Origin of the sequence: Leptospira selangorensis (genome assembly GCF_004769405.1) — a bacterium.
GTDB lineage: Bacteria > Spirochaetota > Leptospiria > Leptospirales > Leptospiraceae > Leptospira_B > Leptospira_B selangorensis.
The window spans coordinates 465,905-483,584 of record NZ_RQES01000019.1 but is presented as its reverse complement, the minus strand read 5'-3'; the positions used below and the strand labels follow the sequence as shown (position 1 = coordinate 483,584).

General features: G+C 40.8%; 12 protein-coding genes and 1 tRNA gene. 8 read left to right on the top strand and 5 right to left on the bottom strand.

Annotated elements, in window-relative coordinates; translation table 11 throughout:
• The first annotated feature begins 8 nt into the window (after nt 1-8).
• Genes EHO58_RS17355 through EHO58_RS17340 form a run of 4 tightly spaced genes read left to right on the top strand, consistent with a single transcriptional unit; the run spans nt 9 to nt 4,933 of the window.
• Nucleotides 9-2,885: a methyl-accepting chemotaxis protein gene (locus EHO58_RS17355; RefSeq protein ID WP_244241213.1), complete on the top strand. Its 2,877-nt coding sequence runs from the start codon at nt 9-11 to the stop codon at nt 2,883-2,885.
• A gap of 9 nt (nt 2,886-2,894) precedes the next feature.
• Nucleotides 2,895-3,404 (top strand): chemotaxis protein CheW, encoded by a 510-nt coding sequence (locus tag EHO58_RS17350; protein WP_135626650.1) that lies wholly within the window; start codon nt 2,895-2,897, stop codon nt 3,402-3,404.
• A 2-nt stretch (nt 3,405-3,406) separates the two neighbouring features.
• Entirely contained in the window at nt 3,407-3,898 is a 492-nt protein-coding gene (locus EHO58_RS17345; RefSeq protein ID WP_135626649.1) for a chemotaxis protein CheD, read from the top strand.
• A 6-nt stretch (nt 3,899-3,904) separates the two neighbouring features.
• Complete coding sequence (locus EHO58_RS17340) at nt 3,905-4,933, top strand: protein-glutamate methylesterase/protein-glutamine glutaminase (protein ID WP_135680761.1); 1,029 nt, start codon at nt 3,905-3,907, stop codon at nt 4,931-4,933.
• 29 nt (nt 4,934-4,962) lie between these two features.
• On the opposite strand, the gene EHO58_RS17335 is transcribed toward EHO58_RS17340, so the two are convergent.
• The 5 genes from EHO58_RS17335 to EHO58_RS17315 all read right to left on the bottom strand — a co-directional run bounded on the left by EHO58_RS17335 (nt 4,963) and on the right by EHO58_RS17315 (nt 12,857).
• On the bottom strand, nt 4,963-7,704 hold the full coding sequence (locus tag EHO58_RS17335; RefSeq protein WP_135626645.1) for an ATP-binding protein: 2,742 nt from the start codon (nt 7,702-7,704) through the stop codon (nt 4,963-4,965).
• A gap of 6 nt (nt 7,705-7,710) precedes the next feature.
• Nucleotides 7,711-9,363 carry an acyl-CoA carboxylase subunit beta gene (locus EHO58_RS17330; RefSeq protein WP_135626644.1) on the bottom strand — a complete coding sequence of 551 codons (1,653 nt, stop codon included), beginning with the start codon at nt 9,361-9,363 and terminating at the stop codon, nt 7,711-7,713.
• A gap of 65 nt (nt 9,364-9,428) precedes the next feature.
• Nucleotides 9,429-9,758, bottom strand: a complete 330-nt coding sequence (locus tag EHO58_RS17325) for an STAS domain-containing protein (RefSeq protein WP_086448750.1) — start codon at nt 9,756-9,758, stop codon at nt 9,429-9,431.
• A gap of 14 nt (nt 9,759-9,772) precedes the next feature.
• Nucleotides 9,773-12,454, bottom strand: coding sequence for a SpoIIE family protein phosphatase (locus EHO58_RS17320; RefSeq protein ID WP_425269463.1), 2,682 nt, complete (start codon nt 12,452-12,454; stop codon nt 9,773-9,775).
• A 97-nt stretch (nt 12,455-12,551) separates the two neighbouring features.
• Entirely contained in the window at nt 12,552-12,857 is a 306-nt protein-coding gene (locus tag EHO58_RS17315) for a hypothetical protein (RefSeq protein ID WP_086448752.1), read from the bottom strand.
• A 60-nt stretch (nt 12,858-12,917) separates the two neighbouring features.
• Between EHO58_RS17315 and EHO58_RS17310 the strand changes: the two genes are divergently transcribed.
• The 4 genes from EHO58_RS17310 to EHO58_RS17295 all read left to right on the top strand — a co-directional run bounded on the left by EHO58_RS17310 (nt 12,918) and on the right by EHO58_RS17295 (nt 17,680).
• Nucleotides 12,918-12,993 (top strand) — tRNA-Ala (locus EHO58_RS17310).
• Between the two features lie 52 nt (nt 12,994-13,045).
• Nucleotides 13,046-13,732 (top strand): hypothetical protein, encoded by a 687-nt coding sequence (locus tag EHO58_RS17305; protein WP_135680759.1) that lies wholly within the window; start codon nt 13,046-13,048, stop codon nt 13,730-13,732.
• 3 nt (nt 13,733-13,735) lie between these two features.
• On the top strand, nt 13,736-14,266 hold the full coding sequence (gene def, locus EHO58_RS17300; RefSeq protein ID WP_135680758.1) for a peptide deformylase: 531 nt from the start codon (nt 13,736-13,738) through the stop codon (nt 14,264-14,266).
• Nucleotides 14,267-14,302: 36 nt separating this feature from the next.
• A complete protein-coding gene (locus tag EHO58_RS17295) occupies nt 14,303-17,680 on the top strand; it encodes an efflux RND transporter permease subunit (RefSeq protein ID WP_135680757.1) in 3,378 nt (1,125 codons plus the stop codon).

Here is a 17,680-nt window from a genome sequence, read left to right as displayed (position 1 = left end):
TAAATCGTATGGGACAGGGTAAATTAAAATTAAGCGTAATTGTTTGGTCGTTATTGTTAGGAATAGTTCTGACATTCGGCTCAGCCGGCTGGAGTTATTTGTATGATCACGGATTCGAGACCGGATCTTCGGATAAAAATTTAGTCTCTTCCGATACAATATATTCGGAATTAAAGGATTATGAATCCGGGCTGTATTCTTTATTTCTACCCGGCCAAAGTAAAGAATCCATTTCTTCTAAATTAGAAGATCTGAAAACGATCCAAAACGAGATTTCATCAAATCTGAAAGAATTTTCTTCCGGTTTAAAAAATCCGGAAGATATACAACAATTCCAAAAAGATCTGGATTCTCTCCAAGAAAGTATCCTAGCCGCAAAAGGTATTTTGGGGATCCAGGCCAAGGATACGAGAGAGAATTTTCTAAATCAAGTTTCCGAGAACTCTCTACCTAAATTAGAAAAATTAAAATCCGACTGGAATAGATCCAGATCTTCACTTTCTATTCCTGTCCAGAAAGAAGTCCCAGTATATTATCATTTTCTGTTCGCTATATTTGGGACCCTTCTCTTACCTGCTCTTGTTATTTATCTAAAACCTTTCTCTTCCGGAAGTATTGTAAATACCGGTAGTTCTGATTCGGAAGAATTTATTCGGATCAAAACCGCTTTGGACAATGTGACTACGAATATCATGATGGCTGACCAAAATTTAAAGGTCACGTACATGAACAAGTCCATCCGTAAGATGTTTGGGAACGCGGAAGAGGATATTAAAAAACAACTTAGTCAATTCAGAATGGAATCTTTGATGGGCTCTAATATTGATAGTTATCATAAAAATCCTGCTCACCAAAGAGGTATCCTAAAAGAACTGAACCAAACATTCCGCTCTAATATTGAAATTGGCGGCAGAAGTTTTGATCTGATTGCTAATCCGATTTTAACGGAATCGGGTGACAGACTCGGAGCTGTAGTAGAATGGGCAGACGTAACCGAGCAAAAGAAAATGTTGGAGGTCCGACGCCAAGAGAACGAGGAGCTTACTCGTATCAAAGTTGCTTTGGATAATACCAGTACAAATATCATGATCGCTGATACTCATTTGAATATCAAATATATGAACAAAGCGATCGTGAAGATGTTTGAAATAGGTGAATCCGATATTAGAAAACAACTCACTAATTTCCATTTAAATAAATTGCTTGGGTCGAATATTGATTCTTATCACAAAAATCCTGCCCACCAAAGAGGAATACTCGGTTCTTTTACGAACACTTTTAAATCTAGTATTGAAATCGGAGGAAGAACATTCGATTTGATCGCAAATCCAATCCTTACAGACAACGGGGACAGATTGGGCGCGGTTGTAGAATGGTCCGATGTGACAGAGCAGAAAAAAGTCGCGGAAGCTCGCAAACTAGAGAATGACGAGCTCACACGTATCAAGGTGGCATTAGACAATACTTCAACTAACGTAATGATTGCTGATAACGATTTTAACATTAAGTATATGAATAAAGCCGTATATAAGATGTTCCAAAACAGCGAAGGAGATATTAGGAAACAATTGGCTTCTTTCAATCTACAAAGTTTGCTTGGAACCAATATTGATACCTTCCATAAAAATCCCGCCCACCAAAGAAATTTGGTAGGTAATCTGAATTCAACCTACGAGTCTTCGATCGTGATCAGTGGAAGAACATTTAATCTGATCGCGAACCCTATCTTGAGTTCTGACGGACAAAGGTTAGGAGCGGTTGTGGAATGGTCCGATGTAACTGCTGAACTTGCGGTTCAAAAAGAGATCGAAGAGATTGTAGGTGCCGCAGCAAAAGGAGATTTCAAAACTCGCGTAAGATTGGAAGGAAAAGACGGCTTCTTTAGAAGTTTAGGAGAAGGTATTAACTCATTCTTACAAGTCAGTGAAACCGGATTAAACGAAGTAGTAGACGCCCTAGAAAGGTTAGCGAACGGGGATCTTACTTCTAAAATTGAGAATGAATACTTCGGGACATTCGGAAAACTGAAAGAGTATGGAAATACAACGGTAGATAAACTGAACGAGATCATGGGTGATATAGTAATGAAAGCAGGAAGCCTCGTCGGCTCTGCTGGAGAAGTTTCTTCCACCGCTAATTCGCTTAGTCAGGGTGCCTCAGAACAAGCTGCTTCCGTAGAACAAACTACTTCTTCATTGGAAGAAATGACTGCTTCCATTGATCAAAACGCTAGTAATTCCAAGCAGACGGAACAAATAGCAAGTCAATCTTCTAAGGATGCGGAAGATGGTGGTAAGTCTGTGACCGAGACTGTGTCAGCGATGAAACAAATCGCAGAAAAAATTTCAATCATAGAAGATATTGCGTACCAAACGAATCTACTCGCCTTAAACGCCGCGATCGAAGCCGCAAGAGCGGGAGAACATGGAAGAGGATTCGCAGTAGTAGCTTCTGAGGTTAGAAAGTTAGCAGAAAGAAGCCAAAAATCCGCTAATGAGATCTCGGGTCTTGCCGTATCCTCCGTTGCAATCGCAGAAAAAGCAGGAAAACTCATTAATGAGATTGTTCCGAATATTAGAAAAACTGCAGATTTGGTGCAGGAAATTACGGCTTCCAGTGAAGAACAGGCATCCGGTGTAGTTGAGATCAATAAAGCAATGGGACAGTTAGATCAGGTTTCTCAACAAAATGCTTCTGCTTCCGAAGAGTTAGCTGCGATCGCTGAAGAGATGAATAGCCAAGCCGAATCTCTAAGAGAATCAGTGCTATTCTTCAGATTGAGCAAAGAATCTCAGGGAAGAGAAACTACCGGGAACGGATCCAAAAGTTTAGCGGCTGTACGGACTGTAAGTATTCCAGACAAACCTAAGTTTGAAAAATACTGAGGTTTATACATGAGCACTTTCGAAGACAACCAGTATTTGACCTTTAAGATCGGAGAGGAGACTTTCGGAATAGGACTTCTGAATGTAAAAGAGATCTTAGAATACACTCATGTAACTACTGTCCCAATGATGCCTTCTTTTATTCCGGGGGTAATCAATCTAAGAGGGAATGTGGTCCCGGTCTTGGATGTATGCGATAAGTTTTTCAGAAAGAAACATTCTCCTGATAAAAGAACATGTATCGTGATAGTAGAAGTTCCCGAATCAGTAAACGGTGCCAGGATGGATATCGGTCTCATCGTAGAATCCGTATACGAAGTATTAGGTATACCTTCTTCTGAAATTGAACCTCCTCCTACATTCGGCTCCAGGATACGTGTGGATTTTTTGGCAGGTATGGCAAGGCAAGCGAGCGGATTTATTCTTTTGCTCAATCTTCTTCGTTTATTGACTGTAGAAGAATTGACCGCTTTAGAAGAAACCAAAGAAGAAGCGGTTAATGCAGTCTCCGCCGGTTAAGAATGGAACCCGAAATCGTTAAGGATATTTTTCTCCAACCTGGAGGTTTCTATTGGGGTGAAAATGGTACAAGGATCCGCACATTATTAGGCTCTTGTGTTGCATTATGTTTTTGGCATCCTTATTCCAAGGTAGGAGGAATGGCTCATATCATGCTGCCTAAACGGCCTTCTCATATTCCGGAACCTCATCCGAAGTATGCAGATGATGCATTGGAATCTTTTCTAAAACACTTCCAAAAATTGGGAGAAAGACCTGGCAGATTCGTATGCAAAATTTTCGGCGGTGCGTCCATGTTTTCTCCGGAAGAAGATAAACTGGAAGAAGTGAAAAAGATCGTAGAGATAGGTGAAAAAAACGTCGAATCCGTTCTTGATCTAGTTCGTAAGGCGAATATAGACCTAACAGCTTCCAATACCGGAGGTAAATCCCATCGAAAAATATATTTCTCTCTTTGGGACGGGGAAGTGTATATGGAAAACCCTAAAAATTAGTATAACATGATATACGTATATATTATAGACGATTCTGCAGTAGTCAGATCCGTACTAAAACAAGTTCTGGAAATGAATTCCGATATCAAGGTGATCGGATCATCTCCTGATCCAGTTTTTGCATTAGAAAAATTAGGAAAGTCTGAACGATGGCCTGATGTAATCGTTCTGGATATAGAAATGCCAAGAATGGACGGGATCAGCTTTTTGAAAAAGATCATGCATACTCACCCTACTCCGGTTTTAATTTGTTCCTCTCTCGCGGAAGAATCTTCTGAAACGGCTTGGGTGGCATTAAAAGAAGGAGCAGTAGGAATTGTAACTAAGCCGAAGATAGGCTTGAAAGATTTTTTAGAAGATTCGGCGGTTTATTTAGGAGAATGTATTCGTTCTGCATCCATTTCTAAATTGAAACATCAAATTTCTGCTCCTTCTCCCAAAACAAACGGACTTGATTTTACAAAAATTGCAACTACTGATCGGATCATAGCCATCGGGACCTCTACCGGCGGAACGATTGCATTGGAAGACATACTTACATCCCTTCCCGCAAATAGCCCTGGTATTGTGATCGTACAACATATGCCTGAAAAATTTACGGAAGCATTTGCAAATCGTTTAGATAAGATATGTAAGATCACCGTAAAGGAAGCAAAAGACGGGGATCGGATCCAAGAAGGGATCGCGCTCATCGCTCCCGGTAATAAACATATGGAAGTGGTAGGGAGTGGAGCTCAATTTATAGTAAGGATCACCGACGGACCACTCGTAAATCGTCATAGACCTTCCGTGGATGTATTATTTCATTCCGTTGCAAAACATGTGGGACGGAATGCAAAAGCCTTTTTACTTACAGGAATGGGATCCGATGGAGCAGCAGGACTTTTAGAGATCCGACAAGCAGGCGGAAGAACAATCGCTCAAGATGAGGCAAGTTCTGTCGTATTTGGAATGCCGAGAGAAGCGATAGAGAGAGGGGCTGCGGAAAAAATACTTTCCTTAGTAGATGTTCCTTCCGAGATTCTCGCCGGTTAAATCACCAACGAGAATCTTTGAAGTTTAACTTAAAGTAGAGAGAAAGTTACCTTATTCTTTCTATCCTGTATCTCTTCCGGAGTTTCGATCTTAACGACCTCGTCCGGAACGATCTTGAAGATAGTTTGTCCTTTTTGAATGATCTTTCCATCACTGTCTTGTAATACTACATTCTTGATAGTTCCGGAGAATGGAGCAGTGATCTTATTGAACATCTTCATTACTTCTACGATGAATAAAGGTTGGCCAGCTTTGAAATGTTCCCCTTCTTGCACCATTGGAGGAAGATCAGGAGCTTCTTTGGAATAGAACATTCCACCCATTGGAGAAACAATCTCGTCTGAACTTGCTTTAGGAGCAGGTGCCAAAAATTTGATGAACGCGTCTCTTGTATCCGCCTTCTTAAATTCTTCAGGGATTACCGGCTCTAAGTTTTCATCCACGCCTAATTTATAGAAACCGGATTTATTCCCAAGGTTTGGAATAATTTTAAGTAATTCTAATCCGATTTGGAATCCTTTGTGAGAGGAAATCGCATTTGTCCAAACCGAAGTTTCTACACCAGCAGGAGCCTTACCTGCAAATACTGAGTCCCAGTCTGCAGAATCCGCTTTTTTGCCGGTTAGTTTTTCTAGTTCTTTATAAAATGCTAATGCAGATTGTAAAACTTGTTGGTCATGGTCCCAGATCTGTTCGGAAGGAGATTGGTGTAATTCACCTTCCATATGCAGATAATAGTAAAGATCGGAAAGAATATGGATTGGATTTCGGACCCAAACCACCTGATCCTTTTCGATTTTCCAGGAAACATTCTCATGATAACCTAAAAATCCCGCTAAAACGTGAGCATCTGCAAGTAATTCACCAAGAGGTCTTGTGATAAGAGTTAATTTGCGAGAAAGAATCTTCTTCCCTTCTGCAGGAGCGTTAGAAAGAGTTTTTGTCCAAGCAACTTCCAGATCTATATCCTTGCCTAAACTTTCCAAAGCACCCACTGCTGCTAGGTAAGAGATCATAAATGCTGTAGAAGGTTTGAATAAAGGATCTTTTCCTAAAATCCAATGGATCAGACCGTAATGAACAAGCAAATTGGTCTGTAGATCCTGACCTCTAAGCTCAGTCTTTCTGAGTATGTTTCCTAATTTACGAAGATTATCTTCTCTGCTAGTTCCATAAGTAATCAAAAGAGCAATGTTAGAGTCGTAAGCACCAGCTACTTTATAATGTACGAATAAACCAGTATCAGGGTTTCTAACTGAAATTCCTTGATCATCTCTGATCTCTTCCGGTAAAGGTTTGGACCAGCCTAAAATGACCCCGCCTGCGTGAGGTTGGATCGCTTTATTTGTAGCATTGATACGAACTTCTGCGCCGGAAATATTTCTGACTACACGTTCTGGTTTAGGCAGTCTTTTTCCATGAAGGGCAAGAAGTGCCATTGCCTCGATCAAGCTATCCACGATAAAAAATTCGGATTTGTTCTCAGGATTGATGAACTTCAAAGAGTATACCATCTCTGTAACTCTATGTTCCACCTGGATCCTTGTGTTCATCTCCATAAAGAAGTGGTTGGTCCCTTCTACAATTAACTCGAAAGTGGAAACACTATTGAGTGCGACTGCTTCTCCGAATCTTTCGGATTGCTCTTCCATTTCTTTCAGGACCTGAAGATCCGCTTTCATGATCTCCGCTTTTTTAGGAGATGTTTTTTCCAGAACAGCAATCTCGTTTTGTAGAAGCTCTTGAGTAAGAGAGATTTCCAGAAGTTTTTGTTCGTGCATCTGAACGGAACAGTCCCTTCCGCCTAAAGCCAAACACCATTCTCCGTTACCGATCAACTGGATCTCATTGTGTCTGGTTTTTTCGATGTTTAATTCTATCAAAAAGTTTCTGTTAGAACCTGGAGCTGTTACTTTAGATTCTGATAATATTTCTTGAACTGCAGTTTTTACTTCTTCCGGTTTGGAAACTACCCTTTGGCCTTTTCCACCACCACCGCCCACGTATTTGAAACGAATACGATTGCTTGGGTATTTTTTCCAGATCTCTGCAGTTTCAATTTCTGCCTGAGCTTGTAATTCAGGAATAGTTACTAATTCTACGATCTTTTCGTAACCGGCATATAATAATGCCTCTGCGTTTTCTTCTATAGAGATGGAAGAATTATAAGTGTAGTTTAATCCTTTCTCTTTAGCCAGAGCAACTAACGCTTTTTCGTCTTTTGCTTTTTTAAGAAGACAAGTTGCAGATATCGTATCTACACCCGGGGTTACGGAAACGTTCAGTTTACGAGCAAGCTTTTTTGCCTCGTCTTTAGAACCCGCTTGGTGAGCCACATGAGAAGAAGGTCCCATGAATGTAATTCCGCTCTCTTCGATTGCCTCGATGAATTCGGAATCTTCTGCCATAAATCCGTAACCGGCAAAGATATGAGTGTATCCATTATCTTTTGCGATTTGGATGATTTGTTTGATCCTTGCAGCTTTTTCTTCCGCACCTGCTCCCATATAATCTGGAACTCTGTGGATATTAGAAGGAAACCTAAAATCTCTAAGCTCCGGAGCGAGTGCCATTGGATAAACGACCGAATCTTTTTCTGAAAGTAAGATACCGTATTCTCTGATCCCGATCTCGTCGAAAATTTCCATTGCCTCTTTTCGAACTGGTCCCCGGCAAACGATCAGACATTTGATCGTCTCTAAGGAGAAAGAATGGATCCAAGGAGAAGTAGATTCACGAAATGTAATGCGCCGATTTTGGTAGTCGATCATCTGTGTTTACTCGAATTCCCTTTGAGGTCCGGACATCGGTCCAGGTTTGTAGTGTCGGATTAAATAATCTAAATTTTTGAATAGGATGTTTCTGGTGGTTCCCGGAAGAACAATCCTGGAAACAGATCCTAAAGATAATGCTTCTTTAGGGTTCATCAGTTCTTTCTCGTATTTTTGAGAGAGAAGTTGAAGTTTTTTATCCCTGGTCGCAGCGGCATCTTTTTCAGATGCACCATTTTTTAGATTTTCCTTATATTCTTTTTGGATGGCAGTGATCTCGTCTTTGTAAACGTAATCCTTACCTGCAGGTCCCATTACTGCAATCCTTGCAGTAGGAAGTGCAAATACCATGTCCGCGCCCGTATGGTAAGAGTTAAAACTTGCGTAAGCTCCACCGAATGCGTTTCTGATGATAAGAGTTAATCTTGGAGTGCGGATATCGATGATCGAATCTAAAAGTTTTCTTCCTTCTAAAACGATACCGTTTTGTTCCTGCTCTTTTCCTGGTAAAAATCCTGTGGTATCTTCTAAGAATACTAAAGGAATATTATACACGTTACAGAAGCGGATAAATCTTGTACCTTTTCTTGCCGCACCGATATCTATCTGACCGGAAGAAACTGCTGAGTTATTCGCTACGAAACCAACCACATGTCCACCCAATCTACCGAATGCGGTGACTAAGTTTCTAGATCTTTGAGGTTGGATCTCGAAATACTGTCCATGATCACAAATATTCTGAATATATAATGTGATATCGAATGGAGTATTCATCCCTGTTGGAGAATTGAATGTCTTTTTGAATAAGATCTCTTCTTCATAAATAAATCTGTCAGTAGGATCAGAAGTCGGATGGAAAGGTGCAGCACTTGAACTATTATCAGGAAGATAAGATAGAAGTCTGAGTGCCGTTCTTAAAGCTCCTAACTCGTCATTAGTGACTAAATCAACTACTCCGCTTTGTCCGTGGACTTTTGGTCCTCCCAGATCATCAGCGCTGATGTCTTCACCTAAAACCGATTTAACAACTCCAGGTCCCGTCAGACCAAAGAATGTATTCTCCGGTTGGATCATGAAGGAACCTTGTCTTGGAAGATAAGCTCCACCACCCGCGTTAAATCCAAACATTAACATTAAGCTTGGAACAACACCGCTGATCTTTCTGAGCGCAGTGAATGCTTCGGAATATCCGTCCAGACCACCCACTCCAGCAGGAACATATGCACCTGCTGAGTCGTTCATTCCGATTAGAGGAATACCATGTTCACCCGCCATGTATATGAGTCTTGCGAGTTTGTTTCCGTTAGTAGCGTCCATGGACCCAGCTCTGAGAGTGAAGTCATGTCCGTAGATTGCTACGTCCCTTCCGTTGATATTTAAAATACCTGTGATTAAGGAAGCCCCATCTAAATTTTTTCCCCAGTTTTGGTAGAGAATATTGGGTTCTGAATTGGTAAGGACTTTGATCCTTTCCCAAACAGTCATTCTTCCTTTAGAATGTTGTACTAGGATCCGATCCGTTCCACCTCCTTGCAGAGGTTTCTCCAATAACTCTTTGCCCATTGCATTGGCATCGTCGTAAATACTGGAAACGGGTTGGGATTCCGATGGATCAGAAGATTGAAACGGATTATTTATAGAGTACGCTTGTTCCGACATACGGTACACAGTTTTTAAAGAAAGGCCAGGGAGGAAAGCCAAAAACCGCGGTTCGGTAGAAGGATTTATTGGAGGCTAGAATCTACCGTATCGTAAATTTTAAAAAGTGAATCCATATCAATGATCTCGAAAACCTTACGAACTGCCGGTCTTAAAGCCGCAAGTTTGAGTTGGATCTCTCTTTCCTTACAAACTCTTAAGGAACCAACGATGACTCTTAAACCTGCGGAAGAAACGAACTCCACATTGGACATATCTAAGACGATATTGGGCTCTGTGGCTTTACGGATATGATCCATGAACGCCTGTTCGATCCTATGGGTATTATGAACGTCCATATTCCCGATAAGGTGGATCACTCTAGAGTTCCCTTTTATTTCTACCGTCAGTTCCATTTTGCCCTCATAGTTCAGCGGAAAAATTTCTGGAGGGTGAGTATGTTTCTTCCCTCTTCCATTTTATAATCCACCACATCCATTAATGTCTCTATCAGATACACACCGAATCCGCCTTTTCTTTTTCCGGTGAGGTTTTCCTCTATGGACGGGTCTTTCACATTCGTTCTGTCGAATCCTTTTCCGGAATCAGTCAGGACGATCGTGATAGAATCTTCAGTGAACCTAATTTTACAATCGAATTTCGGATTTCTGAGCAGAGTATCCTTATAACCGTGCATTACGATATTCGTAGCCGCCTCATCCCCCGCCAAAAGAATATCGTCTCTTAAAAAATCAGGCAAATTCCTAACTTTGATCGCATCATAAATAAATTCTCGGAAGATAGGGATTTGACCGGTATTCGCGTCGAAAGTCCTGAAAAATTGGAAATCATTATTGTACTTCAATAGAAGCACAGTGAAATCGTCGAAAGGTTCTTTTCCGGAGGAGAAGGAACGAATTGTGGCGTATAATTCTTCTACAATTTTTTGGGCGGGAAGATGTCTTCTGGATTGGATCTCTTCGATCATTCTTTCCAGACCGAATTCGTTTCCTTGGGCGTCTTTTTCTTCTACCGCTCCGTCCGTATAGAGAACAAAAATATCTCCCGGCTTGACCGTAAAATTTCCACCCTTGTATTTTGCAGTCGGGATCACACCTAAAGGAGGTCCTTGTCCTTTTAATAATTCGTAAGAACCATCTTCTTTGATCCAGACCTGATCATTATGACCTGCGGATGCATATTCTATCGTAAACATAGAAGGATTATAATGAATGAAAAATGCAGTAACGAACATTCCGAAATGAGAATCTTCGAAAATTAACTCATTTCCTTGTCTTAAAATTTCTTCCGGACTTAGATCATGATTTCTAGCAAGAGTTCTTATGATAGAAGAGCTCATCGCCATAAAAAGAGCCGCAGGCAAACTTTTTCCGGAAACATCTGCGATTAGAAATGAATACTGACCATCACTGTATTGGTAATAATCATAAAAATCTCCGGACACATCTTTTGCCGGAACAGAAAGGATACCTAGATCAAAATTGGAATGAAATACTTTTTCGGAAGGAAGAATATTCTGTTGGATCTTCCGGGTAATTTCCATTTCTTGTTGGATCGCTTTTTTCTCCAACATCTCATTTCTCAAACGGAAAGCTTCAAATCCCTTTGTAAACTGGGAAGCCATGGTCTGTAATAATCGGAAATCCGAATCCTGATAAGAAAGTTTATCCTTTCTATCTGCAACAGTCAAGGCCCCGTAAGGTTCTCCACTGGACAAGAATAACGGAACAATAATATAAGAACCTTTTAGGTATCTTCTGTCCAACTCATGAGGGAACGGTTGGTCCAAAATATCCCTTTTTAAGACAGGAAGACCTTCTTTTATACTAGATAAGACCTGAGTCCCGGAAATTTCCTCTTCTAAAACCCTATCTATCTTTTCCGATTTTCCGTCATAATAGGCGCAGTTGATAAAATTTTCTTTAGAAAGACTGTATAAGAAAATGCCTGCAACACTCGCATCCAACTCTCTGATAATCAATCGGATGGATTTTCGGACCAAACCTAACCTGTTTGTAGAAAGACTAACCGCTTGGGATAGATCGAATAAGGACTCTAACTCTGAGACTTTTTTACGAAGATCCTTGTTTGCGTTCTCTAAGTTTTGAAGAAGCCCTGTCTTTTGGATGGCTAACGCAGAAGTTCCTGAAAAGCTTAGGAAAAGTTCAAGATCTTCTCCTGTAAACTTTTCTCTATCTACAGTATTGATCGCTTCAATTACACCGATAACTTCGTCGTTTGCAACTAAAGGAGCAGCCATAATATTTCGAGTAGTGAATTGAGAGGCCTTATCCACTTCTTTATAAACCCGATCATCATTTTGGGCATCATTGATGATCATAGGTTTACGTTCTCGGACAACTAATCCTGCCACACCTTTTCCGACAGGAACCTGCATCTTAGTAACAGCTTCACTTTTTTCGCCAAGAACCGTATGGAAGTATAGATATTCCTTGGATTCATCCAAAAGAAGAACACTACATGCTTCCGTTCTAAATACGGTCTTAGAAGAAAGCATGATTGCTTCTAATAACTGAGAAAGATCTAAAGAAGAATTAATAAGTCCGGAAACACGGATCACTTCAGTAAGCAAAAAGTCGAAACGTTCCGATTGTCTTTTTGCCTGCGCAGCTTCTAATACTAACTGAGTGGTAGCGAGTAAAGAAAGAGTTACTAAGGAAGCATCCCCGGATACATGAGATTCTTTTAATAATCTCCCGACTGTTTTGCAGGTGGTACGAAGAAGTTCAAAATCAGTTTTAGAAAAACGATCTGCAGTCGTCTTACCTTGCAAAACTAAAACCGCATAACTTGCTCGATTTGCTTTTAAACTAGAATCCAGATCATCCACTTTTAATCGAACTACTAAAAGTGGATAACTGCTAGGTGATTTTGCCCAAGGAGGTGTTTTACCTCTTTCTAAAAGTAGATCTTTTCCGGATTGTGAGAATGCCCAGTGAGCAGCTTCGATCAGTTCTTTTTCATTACGACCCGAGATTTGTCGTATATTTGCGGACTCTGTTGTGGAAAATATGCCGCCTAGATCTGCATGAGTGAGTGCAATCGCCTCTCTCAGAAAACTATCAAAGATAGAGGAGACCCCTAAACCTTCTTCTAGAAAGAAGGAACCGTCACTTCGACTTCTAAGTAGGGTCTCCTGTTTTTTTATCTGGGTCAAGGTCGGAAAATTAGGATTGGAATTTAAGGGATTCTTCCCTTAATCTTTTATTAGCGTGTTCAAGTTCTTTGATACGATTCATTGCGGAAATTAATTCGTCTCTGGATAAGTTAGTTACGATTGAAGTTGCGTCGAAAGCTTCTTTAACATCTTTTAATTCTTGTCCGGAGTATTGAATGATTGTTTCGTACATACGAATGATCTCATCCGCATTTTCCAACTCCTGCTCGTTCAATCTCAAAACTTTTTCATAACCTTTGATGATATCGTTTTGGATTTTTATTTTTTTCTGTAGTTCCTCGACGGAATCGCTCATCCGATTGCTCCTAATAATATCTATTGACAGCATGCCCAAGGAGACCAATTTGGAATCGAAGGGGATGTAGCTCAGTTGGGAGAGCATTTGAATGGCATTCAAAAGGTCGGGGGTTCGATTCCCCTCGTCTCCACCACTCTCAGCCGAACCTAATAGATAGTTTCCTTTCCTAATCACTGTCAAGACTAATGCGAGAGAATCATTGGACTTTTACCAGCCGGGGAAATCCCAAAAAAGACGAGGTGCTTTGGCTCCGGGACCCCTTACATTCTTTCGACCGATCCTTTAGCCCGGAACTTTCTTCCGAATATTATCTAACCGTGGCAGAAGGTCCTGAAAAATTCTCAGGATTTTCAAATATCGAAATCCTGGATTTTCTTCAGAAAAGAAAGAAGAAACAAATTCTAATTGCGGAAGGATTTTCAGCGAGACTGATCTGGCCACTTCTGACCCAACCTAACGACAAAATACTTTCTGCATTTCTGATTTTCCCTAACCCTTTGCCTGTGTCCGGATATTCTGCTTCACTTTTGGAAAAAACGGATTGGTTTTTACGGAATTTAACCCAAATCCCTAAGTTCTTTTTTGACCCATTCGGTTTAGAAAAGCTTTGGAACGGATTGGAAAAGGAAGATCTATACTCCCAACAGGCGAAATGTGCTGTTGGTATCCTTCTTCCTAGAACAGTTGGACCCTTGGAAACCCAAGCGGAAATATTACAAAACATTTCCGTCGGAACTTCGGTATTTAGATGGGAAGCTCAAAATCCAAGATTTTCAGAACCGACCACTGGAATGCTGTCTAAAATCCTAGAACCATTCTTAAAATCTGGTGGGCAAAAACCGGTGAAGGATAGCTCTAGGACAAGGTTCTGAAAAATGTCAGTACGTAAAATTCTCAAAATCGGCGATCCACTTCTAAGAAAGACCAGCGACGATGTTCATCCGGACGAGCTGGGGACCAAAGAGTTCAAAAAGTTGATCCGGGACATGTTCGATACAATGAGACATGCAGATGGAGTTGGCCTTGCGGCTCCTCAGATCGGTATCATGAAGAAGATCGTGGTAGTAGGTTCCGATCCCGAAGATGACAGTCCCTCCAGAGTTCCGGAAAGGATACTGATCAATCCAGTTATCAAACCAATTACTGAATCAGTAGACGGTAACTGGGAAGGTTGTCTTTCCGTTCCCGGCATGAGAGGTTATGTAGAAAGACCTAATAAGATCCAAATGAGTTGGATGGATGAAAAAGGAAGTACCCACGACGAAACCATCGAGGGATATTCCGCAATCGTATACCAACATGAATGCGATCACCTACACGGAGTTTTGTACGTAGATAGATTAAAGAGTACAAAAATGTTCGGGTTCAATGACTCCATGGAACTAAGCGGTCCTATCCTGGACTAAAAAACTTCTCCCCTAACCTTTAAGCAGAATACACCTATGAAAAGTATCATCGAATATTTCCTCTCGAAAAGTATCTTCGTAAATTTACTCACTGTTCTAATCATTCTTGCAGGAAGTTTTCTTGCAGTTAAGATGAACAGAGAAGCCTTCCCGAATATCAACTTCGATATAGTTTCTATCTCCACTTTATATCTGGGTGCTTCTCCCCAAGAGGTAGAAAAGTTAGTCACTAACCCACTTGAAAAAGCGATCAAAGAAGTAGATGGGATCAAAGAATATAGATCCGCTTCTATCGAAGGTAGATCCGGAATAGTAATCACTTTAGATCCTGACACGAAGGATACCCAAAAGGTGGTGGATGATATTAAATCCGCCATAGACAGGGTAGAAGATCTTCCAGAAGAAGTCGAAGATCCAATTGTAACAGAGATCACAACCGCAAGGACTCCGGTGATCGAGGTTTCTATCACATTAAAGGATGATGATGGATCAGTAGAGGCAGAGAAAAAGTTACGTGCTCAGGCAAAAATAGTAGAGCAAGCACTTTTGGATATTTCAGGAGTTGCTAAGGTTTCTCGTAGAGGTTGGAGAGAGACCGAGATGCAAGTGGATATTCTTCCGAATAGTTTATTCGGTTTTTATCTCACAGGCCAAGATGTAATAGGTGCATTAAGGAATCGTAACGTAAACGTTCCCGGTGGAAATATCACCGGTCTGGATAAGGAGATTATCCTTAGGACCATCGGAGAATTTGATACCCCTGAAGAGATCTCCAAAGTACATGTTAGAGGAAATGAGATCGGAAATGCGATCCGTATCCAGGATATTGCAAGAGTTACAGAAGGTTTAAGAGAAGCCGATTATATTGAAAATGTAAACGGAACTAAAACCGTTGCTCTTACCGTTCTAAAAAGACAAAGTGCAGATGCCATCAAGGTAGTGGACAATGTAAAGTCCACTGTAGAAAAATTCCGTAAGGGATCTCCTGAATTCCAATACGCATTCGTAAATGATCTTTCTAAGTATATCCGACGTAGGTTAAACGTATTAATCTCAAACGCAGCATTCGGGATGATCTTAGTTACCGGATCTCTATTCTTCTTTTTAGGATGGAGAGTAGCCCTTATGACGGCACTCGGAATACCGGTTTCTTTCGGGGCTACATTCTTCATTATGGATCAATTTGGTCTGACCTTAAATTTGATCTCAATGTTTGGACTAGTCTTGGTCGTAGGTATCCTGGTGGATGATGCGATCATTATATGCGAGAACGTATATAGATATATAGAAGAAGGACTTCCACCTTACGAGGCTACTCTAAAAGGAACCTTAGAAGTGGTTTCTCCAGTGACTGCGACTGTTACTACAACAATTGCTGCATTCGCTCCCCTACTATTCATGCCGGGAATTTTCGGTAAGTTCGTATTTAGTATTCCACTTGTTGTGATCATAGCACTTTGCGCCTCGCTCGCGGAAGCATTCTTTATTCTTCCAAACCACTTATACGATATCAATAAGGGTGGAGTAAAAGCAGGCGAGATCAAAGAAGAATCAGGATGGTTCTCTAAATTCAGAAATACCAAATATGTTCCTGCACTTCGATTTGCATTGAACAATCCTTGGAAAATGACAATCGGGATTGTTGCCTTATTAATCGCGAGTTTTATCATACAGTTTCTATTCTCCAAATTTAAATTATTCCCAGGTTCTGTAGATCAATTCTACGTAAAGGTTACTGCGAAAACCGGTGCCAGCTTAAATGAAACCTATCGTTATTTAGAGGTGATCGAAAAAGAGATCGCAAAAGTTCCTCAAGAAGATCTGGAGAATTATGCGACTCGAGTGGGGATCATCCAAGCCAATCCGAATGATCCTTTCACCAAAAGAGGAAAACATTACGGAATGGTAATGGCTTATTTAACTGCGGAAGAGAATCGTAAAAAATGCCACAAAACGGACGATATCATACAAAAACTCAGGAGAAAAACTCTTTGGTTACTCAATGAAACTTCTCGCAAAATTGAAGAAGAGAAGATCCAGAAAGAGGCGGAAGTAACCAAAAATCCTTGTGATATTCCTGAGCCTACGGTGATCCCGGAAGAATTCGAATCTCTTAGAGGAAAACTAATCGCTTTAGAATATGAAAAAGTATCCGGAGGACCTCCAGTAGGAAAACCGGTAGCGATCGAGATAAGAGGAGATAATTACGATACTCTTCTTAAAATTGCGGCAGAATACAAAGGTGTATTAGAAAGAGTAAGAGGAGTCACTGATATCGCAGATGACTTCAACGAAGGAAAAGATGAGGTTCGGATCCGAGTAAGCGAATCACTTGCATCCACTGCCGGGGTTTCCGTATTCAGAGTTGCCCAAGCAATCAATACCGCTTTCCAAGGAACTGTTGCTACAAAGATCAAAAGAACGGACGAAGAAGTAGAAGTAAAAGTACGCTTTCCGGAATCCTATAGAAAGTCTGTGGATAGTTTGAATCATGTATATGTTTCAAATTCTATCGGAAAAATGATCCCAGTTTCCCGCTTGGTAACTATGCAAAGACTTCCGGGTGTTTCCAATATCAATCACTTGGATGGAAAAAGACTGATCACCGTCACTGCAAACTTAGCCGGCGGAAAACAAGCAAACTCAAGTGAAGCAAATGCGTTCGCGAAAAAAATAGCCGAAGAAGAAAAGATCATAGATAAATATCCGGGTTATATTGTCCGTTTCGGTGGAGAGAACAAGGATACGGAAGAATCTATGGGATCTTTAGGGTTTCTATTCTTAATGGCCCTACTCATCATGTACATCATCATCGCTTCCCAATTCGGATCCTTGATGCAACCTCTCGTGATAGGAAGTGCCATCCCCTTCTCCTTTATTGGAGTGATCTTAGCATTCGTAAGTCATGGAGAATCTTTCGGATTTTTAGCAATGCTTGGAATTGTAGGTCTTGCGGGAGTTGTAGTAAACGACTCTATCGTACTTGTGGACTTTGCGAATACCTTGCGTAGAGAAAATCCGAATAAGAATATTAAGGATATCCTGATAGATACAGGAAATTTAAGACTTAGAGCCGTGACCTTGACAACTGTAACCACGGTTTTAGGACTCTTGCCTACAGCATACGGTATCGGAGGTTATGATCCATTCTTAGTTCCGATGGCATTGGCATTCGGTTGGGGACTTGCATTTGCAAGTATCATCACACTTCTCATGGTGCCGGTCTTCTATCTTCACCTTTATAATTTCCAGAATTGGTTCTCATCGAAAAGGAAACAGTTTCAGGCATGGTTAGATCGGATTTTTGATAAGAAAAAAGGATCACATAGAGGAGCTGTCTACTTTCCAAGCCGAGAATTTTCCAGTGAGCCTGAACAGATTTCAACGAATAATAAAGGGAAAAAGAAGAAGTAA